The 23,931-nt window shown below is 43.2% G+C and carries 25 protein-coding genes; 20 read left to right on the top strand and 5 right to left on the bottom strand.

Translation table 11 applies throughout. The features are described 5' to 3' along the window. Positions 1 to 19: 19 nt before the first annotated feature. On the top strand, positions 20 to 1,549 hold the full coding sequence (locus MHI51_RS17035) for a Ppx/GppA phosphatase family protein (RefSeq protein ID WP_076218218.1): 1,530 nt from the start codon (positions 20 to 22) through the stop codon (positions 1,547 to 1,549). Here the strand turns inward: MHI51_RS17035 and ppk1 are convergent. Beyond that, positions 1,497 to 3,611 carry a polyphosphate kinase 1 gene (gene ppk1 / locus MHI51_RS17030; RefSeq protein WP_076130046.1) on the bottom strand — a complete coding sequence of 705 codons (2,115 nt, stop codon included), beginning with the start codon at positions 3,609 to 3,611 and terminating at the stop codon, positions 1,497 to 1,499. The two genes, MHI51_RS17035 and ppk1, sit on opposite strands and share 53 nt — an antisense overlap. 400 nt (positions 3,612 to 4,011) lie before the next feature. Here ppk1 and MHI51_RS17025 point away from each other — a divergent pair, with 400 nt between their 5' ends. Continuing rightward, positions 4,012 to 4,668, top strand: coding sequence for a 3D domain-containing protein (locus MHI51_RS17025; protein ID WP_076277037.1), 657 nt, complete (start codon positions 4,012 to 4,014; stop codon positions 4,666 to 4,668). A 100-nt stretch (positions 4,669 to 4,768) separates the two neighbouring features. On the opposite strand, the gene MHI51_RS17020 is transcribed toward MHI51_RS17025, so the two are convergent. Then, a complete protein-coding gene (locus MHI51_RS17020) occupies positions 4,769 to 5,650 on the bottom strand; it encodes a polysaccharide deacetylase family protein (RefSeq protein WP_076184412.1) in 882 nt (293 codons plus the stop codon). A gap of 187 nt (positions 5,651 to 5,837) precedes the next feature. On the opposite strand from MHI51_RS17020, the gene MHI51_RS17015 reads away from it, so the two are divergent. The 8 genes from MHI51_RS17015 to glp all read left to right on the top strand — a co-directional run bounded on the left by MHI51_RS17015 (position 5,838) and on the right by glp (position 12,171). Continuing rightward, a complete protein-coding gene (locus tag MHI51_RS17015) occupies positions 5,838 to 6,872 on the top strand; it encodes an NADH:flavin oxidoreductase/NADH oxidase (RefSeq protein ID WP_076218217.1) in 1,035 nt (344 codons plus the stop codon). 87 nt (positions 6,873 to 6,959) lie between these two features. Beyond that, on the top strand, positions 6,960 to 7,664 hold the full coding sequence (locus MHI51_RS17010) for a dihydroorotate dehydrogenase electron transfer subunit (RefSeq protein WP_076277035.1): 705 nt from the start codon (positions 6,960 to 6,962) through the stop codon (positions 7,662 to 7,664). Further along, complete coding sequence (locus MHI51_RS17005; protein WP_076218216.1) at positions 7,657 to 8,589, top strand: dihydroorotate dehydrogenase; 933 nt, start codon at positions 7,657 to 7,659, stop codon at positions 8,587 to 8,589. The genes MHI51_RS17010 and MHI51_RS17005 overlap by 8 nt, the downstream gene beginning before the upstream one ends. A gap of 24 nt (positions 8,590 to 8,613) precedes the next feature. Further along, positions 8,614 to 8,952 (top strand): hypothetical protein, encoded by a 339-nt coding sequence (locus MHI51_RS17000; protein ID WP_076218215.1) that lies wholly within the window; start codon positions 8,614 to 8,616, stop codon positions 8,950 to 8,952. 70 nt (positions 8,953 to 9,022) lie between these two features. Continuing rightward, positions 9,023 to 9,691, top strand: coding sequence for a PspA/IM30 family protein (locus MHI51_RS16995; RefSeq protein ID WP_036687619.1), 669 nt, complete (start codon positions 9,023 to 9,025; stop codon positions 9,689 to 9,691). Positions 9,692 to 9,814: 123 nt separating this feature from the next. Beyond that, positions 9,815 to 10,219: a DUF350 domain-containing protein gene (locus tag MHI51_RS16990; RefSeq protein WP_036687618.1), complete on the top strand. Its 405-nt coding sequence runs from the start codon at positions 9,815 to 9,817 to the stop codon at positions 10,217 to 10,219. 14 nt (positions 10,220 to 10,233) lie between these two features. Then, on the top strand, positions 10,234 to 10,740 hold the full coding sequence (locus tag MHI51_RS16985; RefSeq protein ID WP_076130052.1) for a DUF4178 domain-containing protein: 507 nt from the start codon (positions 10,234 to 10,236) through the stop codon (positions 10,738 to 10,740). A gap of 168 nt (positions 10,741 to 10,908) precedes the next feature. Beyond that, complete coding sequence (gene glp, locus MHI51_RS16980; protein WP_341002930.1) at positions 10,909 to 12,171, top strand: gephyrin-like molybdotransferase Glp; 1,263 nt, start codon at positions 10,909 to 10,911, stop codon at positions 12,169 to 12,171. 669 nt (positions 12,172 to 12,840) lie between these two features. On the opposite strand, the gene xerS is transcribed toward glp, so the two are convergent. After that, complete coding sequence (gene xerS / locus MHI51_RS16975) at positions 12,841 to 13,923, bottom strand: tyrosine recombinase XerS (RefSeq protein WP_076130054.1); 1,083 nt, start codon at positions 13,921 to 13,923, stop codon at positions 12,841 to 12,843. A gap of 165 nt (positions 13,924 to 14,088) precedes the next feature. Here xerS and MHI51_RS16970 point away from each other — a divergent pair, with 165 nt between their 5' ends. The 8 genes from MHI51_RS16970 to MHI51_RS16935 all read left to right on the top strand — a co-directional run bounded on the left by MHI51_RS16970 (position 14,089) and on the right by MHI51_RS16935 (position 20,530). Then, positions 14,089 to 14,598 (top strand): GNAT family N-acetyltransferase, encoded by a 510-nt coding sequence (locus MHI51_RS16970; protein ID WP_076184408.1) that lies wholly within the window; start codon positions 14,089 to 14,091, stop codon positions 14,596 to 14,598. A gap of 363 nt (positions 14,599 to 14,961) precedes the next feature. Further along, on the top strand, positions 14,962 to 15,063 hold the full coding sequence (locus tag MHI51_RS16965) for a sporulation protein YjcZ (protein WP_197069683.1): 102 nt from the start codon (positions 14,962 to 14,964) through the stop codon (positions 15,061 to 15,063). A 183-nt stretch (positions 15,064 to 15,246) separates the two neighbouring features. Then, the gene (locus MHI51_RS16960) at positions 15,247 to 15,870 is read left to right on the top strand and encodes a TetR/AcrR family transcriptional regulator (RefSeq protein WP_076277031.1); all 624 of its coding nucleotides are present in this window, start codon (positions 15,247 to 15,249) and stop codon (positions 15,868 to 15,870) included. Between the two features lie 60 nt (positions 15,871 to 15,930). Further along, positions 15,931 to 16,782 carry a hypothetical protein gene (locus tag MHI51_RS16955; protein ID WP_341002929.1) on the top strand — a complete coding sequence of 284 codons (852 nt, stop codon included), beginning with the start codon at positions 15,931 to 15,933 and terminating at the stop codon, positions 16,780 to 16,782. Positions 16,783 to 16,815: 33 nt separating this feature from the next. Next, complete coding sequence (locus MHI51_RS16950; protein ID WP_076220204.1) at positions 16,816 to 17,295, top strand: flavodoxin domain-containing protein; 480 nt, start codon at positions 16,816 to 16,818, stop codon at positions 17,293 to 17,295. Between the two features lie 241 nt (positions 17,296 to 17,536). Beyond that, the gene (locus MHI51_RS16945) at positions 17,537 to 18,409 is read left to right on the top strand and encodes an AraC family transcriptional regulator (RefSeq protein WP_076220205.1); all 873 of its coding nucleotides are present in this window, start codon (positions 17,537 to 17,539) and stop codon (positions 18,407 to 18,409) included. Positions 18,410 to 18,636: 227 nt separating this feature from the next. Then, entirely contained in the window at positions 18,637 to 19,611 is a 975-nt protein-coding gene (locus tag MHI51_RS16940; protein ID WP_405173118.1) for a phosphotransferase enzyme family protein, read from the top strand. 178 nt (positions 19,612 to 19,789) lie between these two features. After that, positions 19,790 to 20,530 carry a class I SAM-dependent methyltransferase gene (locus MHI51_RS16935; RefSeq protein WP_081387526.1) on the top strand — a complete coding sequence of 247 codons (741 nt, stop codon included), beginning with the start codon at positions 19,790 to 19,792 and terminating at the stop codon, positions 20,528 to 20,530. A gap of 158 nt (positions 20,531 to 20,688) precedes the next feature. Here the strand turns inward: MHI51_RS16935 and map are convergent, their stop codons facing one another. Beyond that, positions 20,689 to 21,435, bottom strand: coding sequence for a type I methionyl aminopeptidase (gene map, locus MHI51_RS16930; protein ID WP_076277026.1), 747 nt, complete (start codon positions 21,433 to 21,435; stop codon positions 20,689 to 20,691). Between the two features lie 7 nt (positions 21,436 to 21,442). After that, the gene (locus MHI51_RS16925; protein WP_256719015.1) at positions 21,443 to 21,988 is read right to left on the bottom strand and encodes a TetR/AcrR family transcriptional regulator; all 546 of its coding nucleotides are present in this window, start codon (positions 21,986 to 21,988) and stop codon (positions 21,443 to 21,445) included. A gap of 527 nt (positions 21,989 to 22,515) precedes the next feature. Between MHI51_RS16925 and MHI51_RS16920 the strand changes: the two genes are divergently transcribed. Beyond that, a complete protein-coding gene (locus tag MHI51_RS16920) occupies positions 22,516 to 22,788 on the top strand; it encodes a hypothetical protein (protein WP_076277024.1) in 273 nt (90 codons plus the stop codon). A 169-nt stretch (positions 22,789 to 22,957) separates the two neighbouring features. Next, entirely contained in the window at positions 22,958 to 23,911 is a 954-nt protein-coding gene (locus MHI51_RS16915) for a hypothetical protein (RefSeq protein WP_341002925.1), read from the top strand. Positions 23,912 to 23,931: the final 20 nt, after the last annotated feature.

Below are 23,931 nucleotides of genomic sequence, written 5' to 3'. Positions count from 1 at the left end.
GAAAAGGAGTACATACATAATGAGAGATGATCTACGCCGGATAGGCATTATTGATATTGGTTCGAACTCCATTCGTCTTGTAATTTATGATACAACGCGCGAAGGAGGCTATAAGATCATCAAGGAGTGTAAGTACTCCGCTCGCCTTAGTGAGAAGATTACAAAGGAGAATAGACTGGAACAAAAGGACATGGAAACGATAGTTCCGGTCTTGCGGCAGTTTAAGGAAATCTGCAACGCTTTTGCAGTGGAAACCATTCGGGCGGGTGCAACGGCAGCCATTCGTAATGCGGCTAACTCAAGTGAAATAATAAGCTTTTTGTCACAATCCTCTTCCATTCCGATTGAGGTGATCAGTGGCCACCAGGAGGCATATTATGGCTTCTTGGGTGTTATTAATGCCTTTAATGTAGAGGATGGTTATGTCATTGATATTGGTGGCGGGAGTACTGAAATCACTCTTTTTTGTGAGCGGCGTTATCAACACAGCATTTCTTTCCCGTTCGGGGCAGTAAATACCAACCTAATGTTCGGTCAAGGTGGGAATTGGAGCGATGAGCAGATTCACAAGCTGCAGACCTTTGTCCTGGGCAGACTGGTTGAGCATGATTGGCTAAATGCCAAAGCTGGACTTCCTTTATTCGGTTTAGGAGGGACGGTTCGTTCCTTAGGGAAGCTGGATCAGAAGACACGAGCATACTCATTGCCTAACTCCCATGGCTATACGATGACCAGTGAGACGATCGAGTACTTTATGAACACCCTACCTTCAATGCCTTACGAAAAACGTAAGGATTTAGATGGATTATCTAAGAGTCGGGCGGATATCATTGTATCCGGGTTGATTATTTTCCATACGGTGTATCAGTATATTGGGGCGAGTGAGGCGGTAATCAGCGGGGAAGGGCTCAGAGAAGGCTTGCTGCATGATCTGCTGGAGCCGGAGCAGCCAGTGCGTGATAGTGCATTGGAATATAGCTTAAACACGATCATTCGCTTTGATATTCATACTTCTAAACGGTATTTAGATCATATCAACAAGCTAGCACTCAGCCTGTTTGACGCATTTAAAGATGAATCGAATAGAGCAGAGCACGAGATGTTAATTTACGTGTCCATCATGCTGCATCGTACGGGAACGAATATTAACTATTACCAATCCAAAAGACATACTTTGTATTGGTTGATGAATTCACCAATTCGTGGACTTACCCACCGTCAGCTTATTCTTTGCGCTATGATTGCCTCATACAGCACAAAAAGCCGGAAGCAGAAATTGTCCCAACAACATAAGGACATTTTGCTGCCATCCGACGAAGAGTGGATTCATAAGCTCGGATCGCTTGTCCAGCTTAGCATTGCGCTGGACAGCACGGAGATTGGAATTGTAAGCGGCCTGAAGGCCAATCTGCACGGCAATACGCTTCATCTGGACTTAGAGGGCGCATCGTCACTGCTAATTGGCCTAGAGGACATTGAGAACGCGATAAAAGCATTTAAGAATGCTTGGGCGGTGAAGGTAAAACTCGGCTTCCCTTCCAACGTGTAACATCCATCGCAGCAAACTGGCTCCGGAAAGGGGCCTTTTTGTCGTCTGGTTGTTCGTAATATCCATTAGCCTGCAAGAAGCTGGCTTTAACATTATCTTTTAGAGACAACTCTAGAATTTTGACGATCTGTTTACGGATGCCGCTGTCTCTGACAGGACACATCAGCTCAATCCGGCGGGTTAGGTTTCTAGTCATCCAGTCGGCACTGGATAAATACACCTCAGGTTTGCCGCCATTTTCGAAATAATAGATCCGGGAGTGCTCCAGAAAACGGTCTACAATACTGCGTACGGTAATGTTTTCGCTTAAGCCCTCTATTCCCGGACGTAGGCAGCAAACCCCTCGCACGATTAAGTCAATGGAGACTCCGGCTTGGGCTGCGCTATATAAATCGTCGATCACTTGCTGATTAGAGAGCGAGTTCATCTTGGCGATTATGCGAGCGGGTCTGCCTGCCCGTGCATGTTCAGCTTCACGCATCATTAGCTTTTGCAGGGATAAGCTCATATTCGTCGGTGCAACAATGAAGGAATGCCAGTCAAAATTAGCCGAATATCCAGTCATTTGATTAAACAGCTCAGAAGCGTCCAGTCCGATATCGCTTTGGGCGGTGAATAGACTGAGATCCGTGTAGGCCTTGGCTGTACTGTCATTATAGTTTCCTGTGCCTACATGCACGTAACGGCGCAGTTCAGGGCCTTCCTGGCGGACAATCAAGGTCACTTTGGCATGCGTTTTGAGTCCGATCAAACCATAAACGACATGACAGCCTGATTTTTCAAGCTGGCGTGCCCAAGCGATATTCCGTTCCTCATCAAATCGAGCTTTTAACTCTACAACCACTGTAACTTGCTTACCAGACTCCGCAGCATTGGCTAGTGCAGTAATAAGTGGAGAATTTCCACTGACACGGTATAAGGTCATTTTAATCGCCATCACTTGCTCATCCTCTGAAGCTTGAATGATAAAGTCTGTCATTGCATCAAAAGACTCGTAAGGGTGGTAGACTAATACATCCCGTTCACGCAGCACCTCGAAGAAATCCTCATTTTCTTGAAATTCAGCAGGATAAACCGGCTCAATAGGTGGATAGTTCATGTAACCAAAACCTTTTAAGCTTCCGGCAAAATTACGAAGAAAGCCTAGATCGAGCGGACCTTCAATTTCAAATACGAAGTCCTCCAGCTCAAATTCCGCTTGCAGCTGCTCAAGAGCATAGGGATGGATACCTTTTTGTACTTCCAGACGGGCTGGCACCCCGCGACGACGCTTGCGAAGCTCTTTTTCGATCTCTTCCAGCAGATCCTCTGCACCTTCCTCATCGATCGTAAGATCTGAGTTACGAGTCAAACGAAACTCACTAACCGCAACAGGTTCGTAACCGCTGAATAAGGTTTGAATGTGATGGCGGATCACATCTTCAATAAATACAAATTGTCTTTTCTTACTATTAGAGCGGTGGGGAAGAGGGATACATCTTGGCAAATTAGAAGGAATTTGCAGGATAGCAAAATAAGGCTCCTCTTCAAGACCATTCTTACGAGTAAGAACAACAGCTAGGTAGATAAACTGGCTGTGCACGAGTGGAAACGGCCGGCTCTGATCAACAGCCATTGGCGTAAGTACAGGATAGATGATATCCCGGTAATACTGTTCTATGGACTGCTCTTGGGCATGGGTAAGATCCTCATAATCCACAAATACGATGCCTTCTTTATGCAAACTCCGCGAAATATCACGGAACGTCCGGTATTGATCGGCAATGATTTTGGTTACGCGTTTGATGAGGCGTTTATACAGCCCGGAAGGGGTGTAGCCTGTGAAATCTTTTTTAGTATAGCCCGCCCGGATCTGATCCTGAATTCCCGCCACACGAACGCTTATGAATTCATCCAGATTGCTCGAGACGATCGCCAGAAATCTGGCACGTTCCATTAAAGGGTTATCAGGGTCCTGCGCCTCCTTGAGTACGCGGCGGTTAAACTCGATCCAGCTCAAATCCCTATTGAGGTAAGCAGTGGCTGGACTGCTCTGATTGTTTTTAATCTCTTCTGTATTCATGGGACCTCCAAATATGCTTCGATGTCTATATCTCAAATCTATTTATCATATTCTATCATTTTACTATTGGATGAGGCACGAAATGTTAAATCTATGTAAAATCTCAAAGAATATTATTTAATTATCTTATATAATAGGATGTGATTGTCGCTTTTTAGTTAACATAATCAAAATTACGTTAACTTCTTAATGGACAAAAGACAATAATTAAACATGTTATTTCAGAATGGTAACAATTACATGCGCATAGGTTACAAAATTGTGATATATTAAGTCCTGTCAGTTTTACAAATGACAACAATACATCAGGACATCACACAAGATGTACATAAGTACAGGAAATGTACACGAGCGTATACGGAAGTCATACCGCTTACGCCCATCTAAAGAGGAGGCATTTATGAAGAACAAGTTCAGAACCATTAAAATCCTTGCTGCAGTTATGGGAATTAGTGCATTGCTGCACACCGCTCCTGCTTTTGCAGACAGCGTTCATATTGCAAAGGAAGGCAATACTTTCTATACTCTATCTCAGCAATACAATGTCGGTGTTAATGATTTAATGAAAGCTAATCCAAACGTTGCTGCTCTTAATATTTACGATGGACTTAAAATAACGATCCCAAGTAAAATGCAAGCAGAGTCTGTGGCTACGACAGAAACTCCAGTGCTTACACCAAGCCTGAATGTTACTCCAGAATCAAAAACAGTTGAAGCATGGGGCAAGTCCTTTAACTACGAGAAATCGATACAAGTTAAGGCTTCTGCTTATTCCTCAGCGGCTAGTGAGAATGGAGGCTGGGGTGCCGTTGATTATTTCGGGAACCCACTCAAGCTAGGAACCATCGCAGTTGATCCAAGTGTAATTCCTCTCGGAACAAAAGTATTGGTTACCGGACATTCACACGCAGGATTGCCTAAAGAAGCTTTTCTGGCTACTGCAACCGATATGGGAAGTGCCATTAAAGGTAACCGGATCGATATCTTTATCCCAGGCAGCCAAAGCTTTGTAGCCGATTTTGGTTATCAATATGTACAATTATACATTGTTAAATAGCTAGATAAAAATATAGAGATTTATTATAGAGATATGAAATGGGTTAAATAGGTTAAACAAGAAACGGAGGGAGTCCTTAGCGGCTGCCTCCGTTTCTTGTTTATTTATTTTTAGAGACCTGCAGCAATTGAGGAACGGTAACGAATGAATAGCCACGTTTACGCATAATCGTGATTACCTCAGGTAAAGCCTGAATCGTTCCGCGAAGATCACTACCCGGCCCACCTCCACCATGCTGAAGGATAATTGCTCCTTTTCCAGCATTAGCTAAGATGTTATTTCTAACTTGAGTTTTGGAAAGTCCCTTCCAGTCCAACGAATCCACATTCCAATTTACAAGCTTATAACCATGATTTTTTGCCCATCTCAACTGTTGCTCAGAGATATCTCCATAGGGTGGACGAATCAAGCGTGGTTTATATCCGGCTAAGGTTTGAATAATGTTCTCGGTCTCAATGATCTGTGATCTGAAATCATGCATCTTTAGCTTCACAAACTGAGGATGATCATAAGAGTGATTTCCAATAGCATGTCCTTCTCTAATCATCCTCTTCACTAGAGCGGGATGTTTCTCAGCTCGGCTTCCCACCACGAAGAAGGTTGCTTTGACATGATATTTCTTAAGAACATCTAGCAATTGGGGTGTAAACCTTGGGTCAGGCACATCATCAAAAGTTAAGGCGATGACTTTATTCCTAGGACCGCTGGTCTTAAAGGTCTCGGGATATTTGTGTAATAGCTGACTCAGAGACAAGCCCTTAGTGTTCTTATTGTTGCTGCTCGTTGAATTATTTGTAGTAGAAGTTCCCGCAGATATCGCCTTGTCTTCGTCAGTGGTTTGCGTACTTTTAATTTGATCCTGTGAGGATTTCTGACTCTGAGCTGGGGCTGAAGCAACCTCTGCTGAAGAGGTTGGAAATAGCAGGACAATGATTGATCCTAATACTACTAGCAGTTTCTGGACTCTCCGTTGATCATACATCCCCATATGCCTCCTTTACTACCTGATCATCACCATATTCTTCATTGTTATCTCCATTGAAGGATGAATTTATGCCGTTTCTTCAAGGGCTCTGGTAAAGATTTCTTGCACACCCTAATGCGTGTATACTAAATAGAACGGGATATTCCCGGGCCAATTATAGACAGGTGGAAGGATGGGGACAAGGATGTCAGAATTGTTTGCACCTTATGAATTGAAGGGTTTAACACTGAAAAATCGTATTGTTATGCCGCCTATGTGCCAGTATTCGGTGGATAAAGAGGATGGCATTCCCAATGATTGGCATTTTGTTCATTATGTAAGCCGTGCTATTGGAGGTACTGGTCTAATTATTGTTGAGATGACTGGAGTCCATCCGGACGGTAGAATAACGAACCGGGATACAGGGATTTGGAGTGATACACATATAGAGGCTTATCGTAAGCTCACAGATAGTGTACATGCCTATGGGGCAAAAATAGCCATTCAACTAGGTCATGCTGGACGTAAAGCAGTCGATGCTGAACCGCCGGTAGCCCCTTCTGCAATTCCATTTGATGTTCGTTCTAAGCAGCCACAGGCGCTTTCTAAGGAAGGCATCCTTGAGATGATAGAAGCCTTTCGTGCTGCCGCTCGTCGAGCTGTAGAGGCAGGATTTGATACTGTGGAGATTCATGGTGCGCATGGCTACTTAATTCACCAGTTTCATTCACCTCTGACCAACATCAGATTGGATGAATATGGACAAGATCCAGCACTTTTTGGAGTACAAGTAGTTGCAGCAATCCGAGAAGTAGTGCCAGTAGATATGCCCTTGATCATGAGGGTTTCCGCGAAAGAATATGTGGATGGTGGATATGATGCTGACTATGCCCTGGCGTTTTGCCGCCGATATAAGGATGCTGGAGTGGATATGTTCCATGTGTCTTCAGGTGGTGAAGGTCCCATTGGCTCTAATGGTGGACCTAATGCGGGCCCAGCCTACCAAGCAGATCTGGCAGAATATATTCGCAGTGGATTACAAGTGCCAGTAATTGCGGTAGGACGGCTTGAAGCCTATTCTGAGGCACAGTCCATCATTGCAGAAAAAAGGGCGGAGCTTGTAGCTATTGGCCGTGGGATGTTAAGTGATCCTTATTGGGCTTTACATGCTGAAGAAGCGCTTGGTGGCGTACATGATGTACCTAAACCTTATGAACGTGGGATTTGGAAAAGAGGCTAGGCCATTTTCGGTGTGAAGTTTGTCACAGATTTTATGCTCCTTCTAAGGCAATCTTAATAAAGATAAAATTTGAAGGAGCTTGATAACGTGGGGACGGTTCTAAGTAACGAACGGCTGACAGATGGTGTGTATCACCTTAAGGTAGAGACGAATAGTGGCGGAGCAATGGGTCAATTCTACATGTTACGGGCATGGGGAGCTTACCCCATCCTATCCAGACCCTTAAGTATACATGAAGTACACGAGGATAGTGTTGAATTTCTGTATCACGTAGTTGGGGAAGGTACGGAGATATTCTCACGACTGGGTTCAGGTGATTCGGTAGCGCTTGAGGGCCCTTTTGGAAATGGATTTCCACAGGTCGAAGGGAAGGTTGCACTCATCGGCGGTGGGATCGGAATTGCACCGCTTTATTATTGTGCGAAGCAGCATCCGGGGAGTGATATTTTTTTGGGCTTTAGCCGTGAAGCTTACCGGACAGAAGCGTTTCGCCCACTTGCAAGTGAGCTTGTAGTCGATGTTGGCGGTTTAATTTTGGATAGTGTGGATTTCAGCCAATATGATCATGTCTTTGTCTGCGGCCCACACCCTATGCTTAAAGCTGCTCAACGTAAAGGCATTGCTGCTGAAGAAGCAGGCAGTAGAACGAAAGTATACCTTTCTCTAGAGAACCGAATGGCTTGTGGGATTGGAGCCTGTCTGGTCTGCAGTGTATCCTGCCGTGATGGTCAAAAGAAGGCCTGTGCAGACGGACCTGTGTTTCTTTCTGAGGAGGTGCTTTTCCATGACTAAGTTGAACACAACAATTGCTGGCGTTCATTTTAAAAATCCAATTATAATGGCCTCTGGAACGTTTGGTTTTGGCCGTGAATATGGCAAGCTGTATGATGTGTCTCTGCTGGGCGGAATCTCTGGCAAGGGGTTAACCCTCAATCCGAAAGCGGGGAATCCCGGCACTCGTGTATACGAGACAGCTTCTGGTATGCTGAATAGTGTGGGACTCGAGAATCCGGGTGTAGCTGCATTTTTAGATAAAGAATGCCCTTATTGGGAAACACTCGACACCGCTCGTTTGGTCAACCTGGGTGGAGGCACACTTGAAGATTATGTTCTTGGAGCTGAGATGATTCAGCGGGATGCAGATGCTCGTGCGAGTGCAGGTAAGATAGCAGTAGACATGATTGAATTGAATATTTCTTGTCCAAATGTTAAAGAGGGCGGCATTGCGTTTGGGATCCAAACTTCAGAAGCTCAAAAAGTAGTACAGGCTGTTAGACGCGCAACTAAACTGCCCCTCGCTGTAAAGCTGTCGCCGGGAGCCGAAAATATCGTTGAAATGGCACAAATGTGTCAGGAGGAGGGTGCAGACGCTGTCTCGCTCATCAACACTATCTCAGGAATGAAGATTGATGTCCGGCGCAGAAGCAGTGTATTCAATAACTTATATGCTGGATTGTCTGGACCTGCGATTAAGCCTGTCGCTCTGCGTATGGTGCATCAAGTCGCACAAAACGTAACGATTCCCGTGATCGGAATGGGTGGCATCACTTCAGCAACGGATATCATCGAGTTTATTATGGCAGGTGCTGCAGTTATCCAAGTGGGAACTTATAATTTCATGAACTTGCGTGCAGGTAGTCAGCTAGTTGCAGAGCTTGAGCAATTTATGGTTGAAGAAAATATTCAATCACTAGAGGAAATACGGGGCATTATATAAAGTGAAGTAGTGAGGGGAATACTAATGACTACTAACCAGATTGATCCTGAGGATATTGAGCTGAAGGCGACGGCTGTCGGACGTGATCTCTTGCTCTTAATTAGTGGAGGTGTTCGGCATATTGGTGCGACGAGTACTGCTTATCTGGAGGGGGAGCAGGTTAAAGTACTGACTTCAGCGGTTCCTCATCATAAAGAGCACACGATAAGCGAGCCCATTGCGATCAGAGTAGCTGAAGCGCTGAACAAGACGGTCACAGTAGTGATGGGGATTCATTACGACAATCTCACGAAAGAAGGTATTATGGAAGTCGTGGAAATTGTGAATTTAAAAGTAAATCAATATTTAGCGCAACAAATATGAAACGGTAGTGGCAATTCTACGTAAAAGATAGCATGTGAGGAATTAAATTATCTTTTGGAGGAATGAAACCATGTCTATATTTAAAAGATTGCGCGATTTAACCATGTCTAATGTGAACGCGATTATTGACAAAGCAGAAGACCCGATTAAAATGACAGATCAATACATTCGTGATATGACCGAAGATTTAGAAGATGCAGAAAAAGCTGTAGCGGCGCAAATCGCCATTGAGAAGAAATTCAAACAGCTGTATGAAGAACAAGAAGCGCTTGTTAACAAACGTACCCAACAGGCTCATGCAGCAGCTCAAGCGGGTAATGTTGACCTTGCTCGCCGCGCTCTGGAAGAGAAAAATGCTGCTGAAGCTAAACTGGTAGAATACAAAGCCAGCTTTGATCAGAACAAAGCCTCTGCGGATAACCTTCGTGGCAAGCTTGAAGAGATGCGCAAACAGCTTACCCAAATGAAGAACAAACGTGAGACATTGGTTGCACGTTATAATGCTGCCAAAGCTCAAACCGAGATCAACAAGGCAATGAGCGGATTTAGTTCCGATTCAGCGTCTGCAGGACTCAAACGTATGGAAGATAAAATGCTGCAAGCAGAAGCTCAGGCTGAAGCCAGCAATGAGATGAGTTCAGGCAATAAATCTCTGGATGATGAATTCGAGAAGCTGAACAAAGATCAAGCGGTTGAAGATGAACTGGCGGCTCTGATGAAACAATACGAGAAGCAATAACATTTGATCTTTAGCCGGTTCACGGCTGGTGTTCACAGGCGAAGGGGAGACAGAAATTCGTTTCTTCTTCGCTTTATCTATGCTTATGAAAGGCATGCAAAATGATTAAGCGGGGGCTATAGAATGGATCTCCATATTCTGGTGTCCATGGTCGTGTGGACGGTGAGCGGCGCTGTGTTGCTGTTTGTACTGATGTATATAGATTCACTTTTTACTCGTTATAACGATATAGAAGAGTTAAAGGCTGGAAATATGGCGGTGACTACACGGTTTGTAATGAAGCTTTTAGCTCAGGCCTTCATTTTATCTTCATCGATAGCGGCTTCTAATAGTTTGTTAGATGCGTTGCTAATTTCGTTGGTATCATTTTTGCTTTTGTTAATTTTAGAAAGAACAGTTCGACTTCTACTAGCAAATTGGGGGAAGCTGGATCTGGATCATGGTACACAGCTTGGTAAAATCGGATATGGCCTGCTATCAGGTTCACTGCAAATTACGGGTGCTTTAATTATTACTGCCTTTATGTAGGAGGAACGATCAAGTTGAGTATGTGGAAACGTATAGGTAACCTTTTCTCTAAGCCAGCGCCTCAGGAAGTTCAAAAAAGTATGCTTAATTTGTCTCCCGGAGACATTTGTGAAGTATCACTTGTCACCTATGAAGTTACTGGCCGGACACATAATCGGGGCCGTAATGCTGTTGTTCTGACCCTTAGAGATGGAAGCCAGATAGCTTATCTTCATATAGAAGAGCGGGAACAGCTGCAATATGGATTGTACAGACCAATCGATGGGCGGTTAGATAATCCTGCTGAGGTTCCAGCAACGCTTGAGCTCGATGGCTATACATTTTTCCTGGAGGAAGAATATGAAGGTTTTGTTGCTGTTGCAGGTCAAACTCCATTTATGAACGGTGGAGAGCAGCATGTGTGGCAATATCAATCAGATGATTCACGTCTACTGCGTGTAGAGTGGCAACATGGACGGTTTATGCTTTATGAAGGGGAGAAAATAATCCCTGGGGATGTAAAGGTAATTAGAGCATCCTAGACTAGTAGAGAAGTAACGGATCACTATACCGGAAAAAATATTGTAGAAAAGGCTGCTGCCCATAAACATGGATGGTGGCCTTTTGTGTTTATAATTTTACTTCAAGAGGTCTCATGTTAAAATAATACCTATTACTGCAAACATCGACGTTTCAGAGCGGAGGTCTTTATGAAGGATAATAAATTTCAGCGTGAAGCGCTGCAAGTAAAAGAAGCTCAGGCCAAAATAATCAAATATGCCAATCCGCTAGAATCAGAAGACGTATCGCTGGATGAGTGTTGTGGACGTTATTTGGCTGAAAAAGTGATCGCTCCACACCCATTTCCTGCGTTTAATCGTTCGAGTATGGATGGATATGCGATTATCGCGGGGGATACCCGTAACTGTGTTAATGGACAAGTGGTATGGTTAGAAATTGTGGATAATATTCCGTGTGGCGCAGTGCCTGCGGTAGATATAACTCCGGGAACAGCCGCAAGAATTATGACGGGTGCACAAGTACCGGTAGGGGCAGATGCTGTGGTGATGCTGGAGGTCACGGAGAGACGTGAAGAGGAAGGAAAGACTTACGTTGGTATTCGAAAAAAACTAGAAGCAAACAGCAATATCACACCTCAAGGTTTCGAATTAAGCCAAGGTGATCTTGTATTGCCTACAGGAAGGTTAATCTCTGCGGGGGATATAGCTGTTCTTGCAGCGTTTGGATTACATACCGTGAAAGTCTATCGTCGTCCCAAGGTAGCCATCTTTGCCACAGGAACAGAGCTGCTGGAAGTGCATGAGCCGCTGGAGCCTGGCAAAATCCGCAATAGTAACTCCCCTATGCTAGAAGCTTTAGTTAAAGAAACAGGGGGTGTTCCAGTAATGTTAGGCGCTATTGTGGATGATCTGGAGCTGGCTAGAAGTAAAGTACAGATGGCGCTGGAAACTTATGATTTTGTGATTACAACGGGTGGCGTTTCTGTGGGGGATTATGATATCATGGGCGACTTGGTTCGCGAACAAAGTGGTAATATGTTGTTCAACAAAGTGACGATGCGTCCGGGAAGCGTAACTACTGCTGCGGTTAGAGGGGGTAAGCTGCTGTTAGCTTTATCCGGGAATCCGGGGGCTTGTTTCGTTGGGTTTCAACTGTTTGCACGTCCTGTGATTTCACTGATGCAAAGTGCTTCTCAGCCTTTTTTACCGGAATGGAGCGCTACACTCGGTACAGATTATAAAAGAGTGAATAATTTTACTAGATTTGTGCGAGCTCGGTTAGAAATTAAAGACGGCAGCCTGTTTGCTTATCCGGCACTCATTGATGAATCTTCCGTAACGGTCACGATCAAGGATAGCGACTGTTTGATAGTTGTACCCCCAGAAGAAAAAGGGCTATCTGCCGGAGATAAGGTAACAGTGATCAAACTGCCAGGGGAGATTCGGGGCTAGATGTGGAGGGTACTCTGGCCATCGATGATTAAAAGGTATTTGATATCCACGCACGCACAGAAATCGCCATATAATTGCTAAGCCAACGTTATTATTTCCAACATTTCAACATATGAAAAATTCACAATAGATAAACAAAAAACAGTTTTCGTGCTAACCCAATAGTCGCTTACAACCGGTTTAAAGGGAGATTTTACCCCAGAAACTAGAATAAGAAAACCCACTTGCGTACCGTAAGTGGGTTTTTAGTGCAACAATAAAAGGGTTAGGGGTGCCCGCCGGTTGTACTTAAATTTGAAAAAAAGCGAGAATGAAATGTCCGGGTAGGCGACACTATCATAGCAATTCTCCTATCGGAAGAGTCGCTGCTCTGCTGGTTGAAGTTATTAGCCTGCACCACTGCCGAGATTAATCCCCCGCGGATGCTTAAGGACCCAGATGATCTTATTTGTTTATTTATCACCTTTTAAGCGGGGGTTCGGACCTCAGCGTCGCTATTTCATAGAATGGAGCTCATATTTACGTATTTCAGGCCAATAGCGACCTTGGGGTCCGTTAGCCACCCAAATGTGAGATAATCCTGCATTTAAGGTCCGCTGAGACCGATAACAACTCTGCACTAGCGAAGAGCGGCTACTCATCCGAAGTATAAGCTCCCCTTGGTGATGATTAATTATCGGCACGCCGCTCGATCGCCTCAGACATCGTTTTATCCGTTAAATGAGCGTAGATCTCAGTTGTTTCGGTGGATGCGTGCCCGAGCTGTTCCTTCGTTTTATAAATATCATTTTGCAGATAATAATCTGTTGCAAAAGAATGACGCAGCTTATGAACCGTAAGATACGGTTTACCAAAGCGTTTAGCGTACTTAATAATCATTTCTTGAATTGCACGTTTGGTCATACGTTTGCCTTCTTGACGCCCGTTAGGGAGAGAGATAAACAAGGCTTTTTCTCTCTTGGGTGTTTTGTAGCGGGATTGGCGTAAGCTAAGATAAAGGGCTAGATCATCTTTAGCTTGCTCTCGAAAATAGACAGGTGTCTTAAACGTTTCGTCGTTATTCCCTTTGCGGGTGACATAGAGCAGCTTGTTGTTAACATCCAAATCGTCTACGTTTAGATTAACTACTTCAGATACACGCAGGCCAGAGTTCAGAATCAAGCTGGCAATACAGGCGTCGCGCTCATGATTTAATTGAAACGAATAATAAGCCTGTTTGTTGCCTTCCACATCCCGTCCATAACCTTCATAAATGTACCCCACAAACTCCAGTAATTCCTCATCTTCCAAAATCTTACCCTTTAACTTAGCGGCAGTATCCTTTGGCTTATGTGTTCGTTTGACCTCAACCTTAGCCATAATGTTGCGTTTAAGCAATGGATAAAAGTTCTCATCCTCGGCGATTTGACTTAAATAATGAAATAAGGAGCGTAATGCAGATAACTTACGGGATACAGTAACTCGAGTGTTCGTTCCCTCGGCGCGGGTAGTTAGATGCAACCGGTATCCGACAATACTGTCCATATGTAGGGTTTCCAATTCTAGAAGTGTGATCTCGGTATTTGAGCCGGCTTGAGATAAGCCCTCCGCACGCAACCAGCCGAAAAAAGATTCATAATCCCGGATATACTCCAGCAGTGTGGAAGGGGAGAGATCAGGGCGTTTATAATCAATAAACTGCTGAACGAACCAGGGCATGAGGGGTAGCTTTTGATCAAGTTTTTTACGGTCATCGTTCTTTTGAACGCTCATGTGATTCACCTTTTTCCATAGATTGCATAAAATCTCTTCCTTCTATCTTAACATGTTTTGTCCCGGATTGGACTTCGAATGAAGGGGAAACTAGGTCCGAGCCTTGCTCCTGATGCCGCTAAGCTTTATGATGTGAAGTAAACATAAATGTCAGAGGTGCACATAATGAAACTTGAAATTGAGCTGGTTCCCAAAGAACGTAAGCATACTATAAGCAGATTAATGCAGTTCTACCTATATGATTTCACCCGTTATTTAGAATTTGATGTCAATCAAGACGGGGTATTTCCGGCCTATCCGGGACTAGAAGCTTATTGGAGTAGCGGAAATAATAAATTCGCATATTTGTTTAAGGTGGACGGGCATATTGCTGGTTTTGCTTTGGTGGACAGGTTATTGCGTAATCCTGAAGGCCAGTTTTATATGACTGAGTTTTTTGTGATGCAAAAATACCGCCGAAGTGGTGTAGGTACATGGGCTGCGCATAAGCTCTTTGATATGTACTCTGGGGAATGGAAGGTTTCACAAGTCCGTGCGAATATACCTGCTCGTGATTTCTGGCATAAAGTGATCGGGGACTATACCCATGGAGAGTTTCAAGAGCGCTTTAATCCACAGCAAGGCAACCCCAGCCAATACTTCAACACATTAACTATTAATAGGATTAAGAAATAAAAACCGTTATATTGCTGGTTTCTTTTAGCTATGGAGCTTGCTACTAACGGCAAATGGATTGAAAAAGGGGCTAAGCGAGTGAGCGCTAGACAGTAGAGAATGACAAAGAGAGCGTCAAGACGGAAGGTCAGGAAATTGTGATTTTTTATAAAACTGGCTAGCTATTAAGAACATATACGAATTGTGATGTAGGGAGCATCTTATGCTCTCTATTGTAGTTAACATAACATTTATTATGTCAACCTATTAAACCATTCACCATAAAAAAGGTCGTTGGTTTATTTTTTGTGTTCAAAATACCCAGTCAGTGAGGGCAATATTGCATATCTTATGATGTACTCAATTACAAAGGAGGAGTCAACAATGGGCGAATTTGCAGGAGGATACGGTGGTTTCACTTCCACAGGAGCTATTCTGGTTCTGTTTATCCTGTTGGTTATCATTACTAAAACCCTCTGTCTGTAATCCTTTAACTTCACAAATTAAAGGTTCCGTCAGTCTAAATGACTGGCGGATTTTTTATGTCCGATATGTACATTGGGGGAGGAGAATACATGTGACTAAGGAGATTGACATAAAATAATTCAAAATATATATTAAACAATGTTCAAATATTAAACGGTGTTCAATCCACAAGGAGACGAATTTATGACTAAAGAACAACGAAAAGTACGTGAGCGTGAAGAAATGAGAAATCTGATCCTGCAAAATGCAGCTTTATTGATTGCCGAAGAGGGAATAGAGAAGCTGTCTATCCGAAAAATCGCTGAGAAAATCGAATATTCACCGGGAATTATTTATCATTATTTTAAAGGCAAAGAAGAGATTATCGAGAACTATTTGCAACAAAAATATACGGATATGCTTTCTGAGCTTCAGTCTGTGCAACAAGAGGTACAGCAGGAATTACCTCCAGATACACTTTTAAAACGATCATTGGAGAAGTTCATCAGGATGTCTCTTTCTATGGGTGTAGAATACCGGAATGTCATGCTAAACGATGCACCGGCTGTTCTTAGTTACACGGCTGTTCTATTTAGAGGAGCTGCACAGGAACGTAAAGCGATAGGGATGCTCTGCCAGGGCCTGCTCAGATTTGAAGCACAAAAAAACCGTGAAGAAGCTTTCGTAGAACTCACAGCTCAGGTGATATGGAGTGCAGCGTTCGGTTTAATTATGCGGTTGCTTGTCGAAAAGGATCTGCCTAATGATCAGGTCGAAGCTCTGATTTCATGTCATTTGGATTCAATGGTTGCTATTGCCTCGAGGTGAAATCTAAATATTTTCATGGAGGAAGGGGAGGGTGTTATAAAACATATAAGGAAAGTCGTAGTGCTGTCGGTGTTGATTTCGGTTATTGCAGTGTTTGCAACAGCGGTTGGGTTGTTTTCAGATGGGATAAGTGATGGAACAAAATATACTTTCACGTCAATATGGGGCGAGGATGTAAAGCTTCAGGGGTCAGGAGTGTACAGCCATGATTCTGTCTCTGCGGCGGCACAAGCTAAAGCACAGGATGGAGTTACATTATTTCTTGCCATACCTTTACTGCTCAGTTCGCTCATCATGACAATTAAAGGCTCGATAAAGGGGAGGATGCTCCTTACGGGCACTTTGGGGTACTTTTTATATACTTACGCATCCTACAGCTTTCTGACGATGTACAATTCATTGTTTTTAGTTTATGTGCTGTTGTTTTCTTTAAGTTTTTTTGCATTCATCCTAGCCTTATTTTCCTTTGATAAAGAATCCATACATACTTACTTTAAAAACAGTTTACCTTCTAAAGGAATCGGCTTTTCCCTAATGGTTATTGCTTTTATGATTTTATTGCTCTGGCTAGGGAAAATACTGAATTCACTACTGGGGGGAACACCGCCACAAGGGCTAGAGCACTATAGTACATTGGTAATTCAAGTTTTGGATCTTGCGATCTTAGTCCCATTAGCAATTGTAACGGGGATTATGGTCATTCGTAGACAACCTTTTGGGTACCTACTGGCAACTGTCGTTGTTTTTAAAGGAGTTACATTACTGCTAGCAATTACGGCAATGCTGGTGGCAATGATCTATAGAGGTGTGGCTGTGTCTATAGCCGAGTGTGTAATTTTTCCGACGATGACTGTAGCTATTGCTGCTTGTATGGTTATTTTGTTAAAGCATGTACGTGAACCCTTAAGATAATAAGTGACCAGCAAGCGGCAGGGAGTGATTAGAATGAAGACAATAATTATGTATACCTCGAAATATGGGTGTGCGGAAAAAGCGGCTTATTTATTAAAATCTCAACTGGGCGAAGAAACCGAAGTAGTTAATTTGATGCATGTTAAAGAGCTGACACTAGAACGATATGATACGGTCATCTTGGGAGGATCTATTTATTATGGAAAAATCCAAAAACAAATGACTGATTTTACAACAAAATATCAAAATGAACTAGGGAAAAAACGAGTAGGATTGTTTGTTTGTGCAGGAGCAACAGGTGAACAGGCCTCACAAGAATTGAAATCTGCGTTTCCAGAAGTGTTATATGACCAATCGGTGACGAAAGAAGTTTTTGGAGATGAGATCTATGAAGAGAAGCTAACTTTGCTAGACCGGTTTGTACTGCGGATGGTAAAAGGAAAAAATAAGAACGTAAATGGGTTATCAAAAGAGACGATCGAGCGTTTTGCTCTTGCTATGAAAAGGTTGTGAAAGTGAGTGGACGATCGAGCTTCTGAACGCACTTCGGATTATAGTTAACATAATTATTATTATGTTAACTATAATTTTGACAATCAAAAAAAGTAGTCCTTCTTGTGAGAAGAGAGTAACTTCCTCGTATTGAGTCTCTGTTCATCGAAACATGAAAAAACCCTACAGAATCGTGCAGATAAAGTCGGGAAGATAAAAATCATCTCTGATAACCTTATAATTAACGAGGGGAGGCAACGTCATGGATACGCTGGTACAACTGAACAAAGCAATAAGCTATATTGAGGAGAACCTAACAAATCCCATTGATTATCAGGAGGTTGTGAAAATAGCCTGCTGTTCGGAATATCATTTTACTCGTATGTTCTCCTTCCTAGCAGGCATTACTCTGTCGGAATACATCCGGCGTCGACGTCTAACTTTGGCAGCACTCGAGCTTTCACAAAGTAATATCAAAATTATCGATGCTGCTCTGAAGTATGGTTATAATTCGCCGGATTCCTTTTCTAGGGCTTTCCATAGCATGCATGGGGTTAGTCCTTCGGAAGCTCGGGTCCATGGACATTCCCTTAAGGCATTCCCTCGGATGTCGTTTCAGTTGACTATCAAAGGAGGAAATGAAATGAATTACCGGATTGAAAACAAAGAGTCTTTTCGCATCGTGGGTATAAAAAAACGGGTTCCAATCATTTTCCAAGGGGTTAATCCGGAGATTGCATCGATGTATGAAGGGTTGACGCCGGAAATGATTGATGAGATGAAGAGATTTTCTGATGTTGAGCCCTCAGGATTTATAAGCGCCTCTACAAATTTCTCTGAAGGACGTATGGAGGAAAAAGGAGAGTTCGATCATTATATTGGCGTTGCCACTACGAAAGACGCATGGAATGGCTTGGATCAGCTGGAAGTGGCGGCCTCTATGTGGGCTGTATTCACAGTCGTCGGCTCTTTTCCGAGTGCGCTACAAGAGATCTGGGGGCGAATATATTCGGAATGGGCTCCGTCATCGGGATATGAGCTAATTAAAGGGCCTGAAATTCTATGGAATGAGCACAAAGATATCACATCGCCAAATTTTAAAAGTGAAATATGGGTGCCTATCACTAAGAAATAAAAGAGTTTGGTTGGACTATTGAAACTGAGCGCTGAATATCCTTTCACAACGAAGCTGCCGCGAAAAATCATTCCGGCAGCTTCGTCAAGCTATAGGCAGGATATTTCGAAAATATTGTAGAAGTACAATTGGTGAATTGAATGATTTTTAGAATGTAGTAGATTTCAATTTTTATGACTCAGACGAAGATTGAATTAATGAATCCTTCTATTTTAAAGGAGTCCCTTATGACGAACGAGAAGCTTTTGGACTTACTAGGCAGGTACGATATCCAACAGCCTGAGATTATTTTCTTAAGGCATAACGAGAACAGAACCTATCGTGTTAATGACAGAACGGGAAAATCATATTTACTCCGCATTCATGAACCTTTTATAGAGGACATGAAAGGTCTGCAACATACATACAGCGGCATTCTTGGAGAATTGCAAATGCTTGAGAAGCTGGGAAGCTGGAGCACCAACGAAATACAGACTCCCGTAAGAAACAATGAGGGTGAACTTATTACGATCATTGAATACGAAGGTGAACTGCTAAACTGCTCCGTCCTCACCTGGTTGGATGGAAGAGACATGAATATGAATGATGTTAACAATCTTGAACTGGTAAAAGAACTGGGATCTCAAATAGCAGAACTGCATACTTTTTTTCGGCAGTACGAACATTCAGGTATGGAGATTCGCCCGAGTCAAGGCAAAGCTTATAATGAACGGATGATCCGTGTGATTCATTCGGGTGTGAAAAAGAATTTATTTACGCCTTCTGAGGCTAATGTCATTGAACAAACGCTGCAATTGATCAACTTCCGGTTAGATGACCATGGCGGGGAGGCTGGCCCGGACCTTATTCATGGGGATTTGTGTATGGGTAATATCATCATCACAACCGAAGGAAAGGTGCGCTTCATCGATTTTGGCTTTTTCGGAAAAGGTTATGCTTTACTTGATGTAGCCATGGGAGCTATGATGCTACCAACCGATCGAAGAGATACTTTCCTAAAGGGGTATTACAAAGAGTGTGAAAATACAGCGAATGATCTACTGCAGTTGGAAGGGTTAATGTTGGTCGCTATTATTGGGTATTACGTGTTCCAAATAGAGAATGTACATGTTCATGACTGGATGCGTGAAAGAATGCCCAAATTATGCGCTGAGTATTGTCGCCCCTTCCTCAATGGTGAAAGTATATTTTATAAAATATGAAATGGAACGTTCAGGGTTGAACTAACGAGGACTGGTATGTTTGATAAAAATTGATTATAACCGTTTATCACCAAACGTGTTATCAAAAAAAAAGTAAAATAATACTGTTAAGCGCGATGGCTGTCGATTAGCATTTATTTCGATTATATTCTAACAAGGAATGAAAGGGGGAATGGTATTGATTGAACATAGCAATCTTGAAGAATTTCAAGATCCGGTAAATTACGATCTTGAATTTGACGATGAAATGGACAAATATCAGTTCTATCTTGAGCTTGCCAGATCGAGTTCTGGGGAAGTGTTAGAACTTGCTTGTGGTACAGGCTTAACAACGATCCCCCTCTCGAAAGCCGGTATAACAATGACCGGTGTAGATATCTCTTCAGCGATGATTGCGTATGCGCGGTTGAAGGCGAAAGGGCTGACTGTAACTTTTATGGAAGGTGATGCCCGTACCTTCGAATCGGACAAGCGATTTTCGATGATTTATTTGACTGGTAATGCTTTTCAGGCATTTTTAAGTGATCAAGATCAAAGCGATTTGCTCACGACCGTTCACAAACATTTACAACCTCATGGAATCTTTGCATTTGAGACCCGAAATCCGGAGGGAACGGATTTATCTGATCAAGAGGAGACAGAATGGGGATCATTTATTGATAAGGATGGAAATAACGTCAAGGTATCAGGCACCCAATGTTACGATGCTGGCCAGCATATCATGCATTGGGTCACGATGCGTGATTGGGGGTATAAGCGAACGACCTCCCGAATTGCTTGTCGGTTCACGGATCCGAATACGCTACATGCTTTATTAACTCGTCACGGCTTTTGCGTCGAACATCAATATGCTGACTGGGATAAAACGCCGTTTTCTCTGTCATCTTCATCTATCATTAGTGTTTGTAGGAAATGTTAGTCGAAACGTAATGCATTGCGATAGAACCCCCCCTCAGATTGAGGGGGATTTTTCGCATCCTTTTCGCATTAAGAATTCAATCGGTCCGCGGGCCATTCGTTTTCTGCTCAATAAATAAAAAAGAAGTCGACCCTCTCGTTGGTCGGCTTCTAATTGTTCTATTGCGCGGTCAGGATTTGTGGTCCTTCAGCGGTGATGGCGATCGTATGCTCGTATTGGGCGGCGAGCTTGCGGTCCAGCGTCCGGGCGGTCCAGCCGTCCTGGTCAATTGTCATGTTGTAGGTGCCTTCAGTGATCATGGGCTCGATCGTGAATACCATGCCTTCCTTGATGCGGGGGCCTTTGCCGGGCTTGCCGACATGCATATAGGTCGGCTCCTCGTGAAGGTCACGACCGATGCCATGAGCGAGAAGGTCGCGCACGACACCGAAGTTGTTCGATTCGGCATGCCGCTGGATTGCGCTCGTCACGTCACCGAGCCGATTGCCGGGCTGTGCCTGCGCGATGCCGAGGTCAAGGCACTCCTTCGTGACGCGCATCAGCTTCTCAGCCGTCGGTGAGATCTTCCCGACCGCATAGCTCCAGGCTGAATCGCCGAGCCAGCCGTCGAGCTCCGCTACCGTGTCGATCGTCACGATATCGCCTTCCTCAAGTGGCTTATTTGTAGGGAAGCCATGTGCAATTACGTCGTTGACGGAGGCACAAGTCGCATATTGATAGCCATTGTAGCCCTTCGTGTATGGTTTGGCGCCGTGCTTCAAAATAATATCCTCGAATATGCGCTCAATCTCGTTCGTTGTGATGCCCGGTTTGATGAGCGGGGCAATTGTGCGATGGCATTCGGCCACAACCTGGCATGCCTTGCGGATGGCTTCGATTTCATACTTGCTTTTTAAGATAACCATGTTTGTATTAGGACTCCTTTGTAATAGCTTGCATCGCGAGCTGGGCAATTCGATCGATGTCCAACTCGGAAGTGTTCGCATAGTAGTGCAGACCGCAGCAGCTGACCAACACGGCAAGCATAAGGTCGACGCTGTCGTCTTCGCGCTGGATGATCGATTGGAGTGGAACATACAGTCTTTCCGTGAATCGTCTTTTGGCAGGATGCCGATCTTTTTCTGGCAAGCCTGTATAATGCTCCGCCGCCATTTTGTAGACGAGATATGCGCGGGCATCTGACTGCCACAACCGGAGTAACGACTTGCAATACGTTAACAACTGCCTGTCGTCAGGGGTGTCCCGGCTGATGTTCGCCCATTGAGTCAGGGCTTGCTCACATCGCTCGAATCCGCTGCTCAGCACATCTTCTATTAGTAAATGCCGGTTGGGGTAATAATGGTATACCGTGCCATAACCGAGACCAGCCTCGCGGGCGACATCGCGAATATCAAAGCTTCCGCCCGTAAGGAAGTAGGTGCGCGCGGCGAAGTCGAGGATCTGTTCTCTGCGCTGCATACGTATGAGCTCATTTTGTTCTTTGGTACGGGGACACATGACACGTTAACCTCCTTTTTATAGACCTGCAAATTTGTCAATATAAAGAGTGTAACGTATGAGGCGGAGAAATGCAATTATCTGTTGGCGTTCGATGAAAACAACAAGGACACCATCATTGCGTCCTTAAAACGAAAGATGAAGAAGCTCGAAGAAGAAAATAAAAAGTTGCGAGAACAACTTAAGTTTTCCTATGCGGATGTCTATCAAAGGATTCGAGGGAATGAATGTTAACTTATTCACTTACGGGCAGCTTAGTTTAAGATCAGACTCGGTGAACCGTATCACAAGTAGTGGTAAAGCGGAGAGTTGAATTGCCTGTGTTATCGTCTGACATATGGAAGTAGGAATTGATGAGGTGGTAAAGAGATAGTAACATACCGTATTCGGTGGAGGGGCGTAAAGCCTCTCTTTTTTTGTTGACTTTTTTTGAAAGTGAAGTAGGATTTGAAAAACTTACCTGCAAATATGAGGAAGGAGGTGAATGTGTGAACGAGGGAATACAACCGAATAAGTACGGGATGTATCTTAAGCAAGATGTGATTAACAGCCAAAAGCCAATTTATGATTTCACAAAAGATGAAGAGCCAGATATGGACGTTATTGATATGTGCACATTAGCGGAGATAAAAAATCTGGCTAAGATTAACCTATCAGCAGAACAAAAAGAGCAGTTAACCATCGTCGGATTTTTAAGAATGTCTGGATACAGAGGTTACGCAGCATTATACAGTTTAAAACAAGTGCTTGAAATAGTTTAAGAAACCAATATGTGTTTTTAGGTGTTTGCGTCTCCTTACGCGATGAGACGCCATAAACAACTTAAAAACACTTTATTGTTTCCGTTTTTAAAAAAGCCGGCACACTCTAATAGCCGGCTAGGTTCAGATTTTTACCGAAGTGCCTTTTATGAAGAAGTGAAGTGGTGTCTTGAAATCAGAGATAGAGAAGTGGCTTGAAGTGTTTGATAACGATAAGAAACCGAATGTGTTTGAAATAAGCATTGATAGACTAACATTATTGGGAAACTGGACTTATAAAGGTCCTGACAAATTTCAAAAATTATTAGATAACTATAAATATGACATCAGAATTACTAAAGGTAATAAAACAAGAACACCGTCAGGTTTTATTTTTTACGATAAGTGTTTTTTCGAAATCATAGATAAACTTAAATTTAAAGATGCGCGTTCATTTCGTCTTGATTTCAATCCAAATAAGTTAACAGCAAAAGAAATACAGTTTTTAAAAAGAAAAATACTTCCTTTATTGTCTGATGTATCTGCGACCAGAATAGATTTGGCTTTTGACATAGAACTTAATTTAGAAGAGTATCAGTTTATCGAGGATAACCATCCTAGAAAGCGAATGTATATAAGAGGTAGGGGCTTGGAATTACAGACGCTGAATATTGGCTCTCAAGAATCCGATTATAGGGTTACCATTTACAATAAGCTGTTGGAACGTAAAGCAAAATTGAGTATGAACCCAGAAGAGGTTTCAAGAGAAGAGGAAAATCTCCTTGAAACTAAGAAAAATTGGTGGCGAGTGGAGTTTAAGCTTGAAGGTCAGGCAGCCCTAGTTGAAACAAACCTTAACGCTTTTTCGGAGTACAATGTATTTCGAGGGCTAAAGATATACAAACCCAACTACAAAGCTGTGGATGATATCAGAACGCGAGCAATGATGTTTTATTTAATCAATCATGAAAATGAATGGGGTAATCTAACGTGGGAAAGTAAGAAGAAATATAAAGAGTGTTTTGAAGCATTTTCAGAGTATGATTTAGTAGATTATCTTAAAGACCGCTATCTACTAAAGCGTGAAAAATTAGAAGCACAATACATGGACTATATTCTTTCGGATTCAAGTAAAATCAGATAAGCAAGTTAGACCCTTGCCTA

Origin of the sequence: Paenibacillus sp. FSL H8-0260 (assembly GCF_045040625.1) — a bacterium.
GTDB lineage: Bacteria > Bacillota > Bacilli > Paenibacillales > Paenibacillaceae > Paenibacillus_AQ > Paenibacillus_AQ odorifer.
The sequence above is the reverse complement of the archived record's forward strand: the minus strand, read 5'-3'. Positions and strand labels throughout refer to the sequence as shown.

Bases quoted from the DNA above. Each gene is read 5' to 3' on its own strand.
- MHI51_RS16960 (WP_076277031.1), top strand. From the start codon at position 15,247: ATGACTAAAGAACAACGAAAAGTACGTGAGCGTGAAGAAATGAGAAAT.
- MHI51_RS17000 (WP_076218215.1), top strand. From the start codon at position 8,614: ATGACTACTAACCAGATTGATCCTGAGGATATTGAGCTGAAGGCGACG.
- MHI51_RS16965 (WP_197069683.1), top strand. From the start codon at position 14,962: ATGGGCGAATTTGCAGGAGGATACGGTGGTTTCACTTCCACAGGAGCT.
- MHI51_RS17015 (WP_076218217.1), top strand. From the start codon at position 5,838: ATGTCAGAATTGTTTGCACCTTATGAATTGAAGGGTTTAACACTGAAA.
- MHI51_RS17020 (WP_076184412.1), bottom strand. From the start codon at position 5,650: ATGTATGATCAACGGAGAGTCCAGAAACTGCTAGTAGTATTAGGATCA.
- MHI51_RS16940 (WP_405173118.1), top strand. From the start codon at position 18,637: ATGACGAACGAGAAGCTTTTGGACTTACTAGGCAGGTACGATATCCAA.
- MHI51_RS16995 (WP_036687619.1), top strand. From the start codon at position 9,023: ATGTCTATATTTAAAAGATTGCGCGATTTAACCATGTCTAATGTGAAC.
- ppk1 (WP_076130046.1), bottom strand. From the start codon at position 3,611: ATGAATACAGAAGAGATTAAAAACAATCAGAGCAGTCCAGCCACTGCT.
- MHI51_RS16925 (WP_256719015.1), bottom strand. From the start codon at position 21,988: ATGCAGCGCAGAGAACAGATCCTCGACTTCGCCGCGCGCACCTACTTC.
- MHI51_RS16950 (WP_076220204.1), top strand. From the start codon at position 16,816: ATGAAGACAATAATTATGTATACCTCGAAATATGGGTGTGCGGAAAAA.
- MHI51_RS16945 (WP_076220205.1), top strand. From the start codon at position 17,537: ATGGATACGCTGGTACAACTGAACAAAGCAATAAGCTATATTGAGGAG.
- map (WP_076277026.1), bottom strand. From the start codon at position 21,435: ATGGTTATCTTAAAAAGCAAGTATGAAATCGAAGCCATCCGCAAGGCA.
- MHI51_RS17025 (WP_076277037.1), top strand. From the start codon at position 4,012: ATGAAGAACAAGTTCAGAACCATTAAAATCCTTGCTGCAGTTATGGGA.
- xerS (WP_076130054.1), bottom strand. From the start codon at position 13,923: ATGAGCGTTCAAAAGAACGATGACCGTAAAAAACTTGATCAAAAGCTA.
- MHI51_RS17005 (WP_076218216.1), top strand. From the start codon at position 7,657: ATGACTAAGTTGAACACAACAATTGCTGGCGTTCATTTTAAAAATCCA.
- glp (WP_341002930.1), top strand. From the start codon at position 10,909: ATGAAGGATAATAAATTTCAGCGTGAAGCGCTGCAAGTAAAAGAAGCT.
- MHI51_RS16970 (WP_076184408.1), top strand. From the start codon at position 14,089: ATGAAACTTGAAATTGAGCTGGTTCCCAAAGAACGTAAGCATACTATA.
- MHI51_RS17035 (WP_076218218.1), top strand. From the start codon at position 20: ATGAGAGATGATCTACGCCGGATAGGCATTATTGATATTGGTTCGAAC.
- MHI51_RS16990 (WP_036687618.1), top strand. From the start codon at position 9,815: ATGGATCTCCATATTCTGGTGTCCATGGTCGTGTGGACGGTGAGCGGC.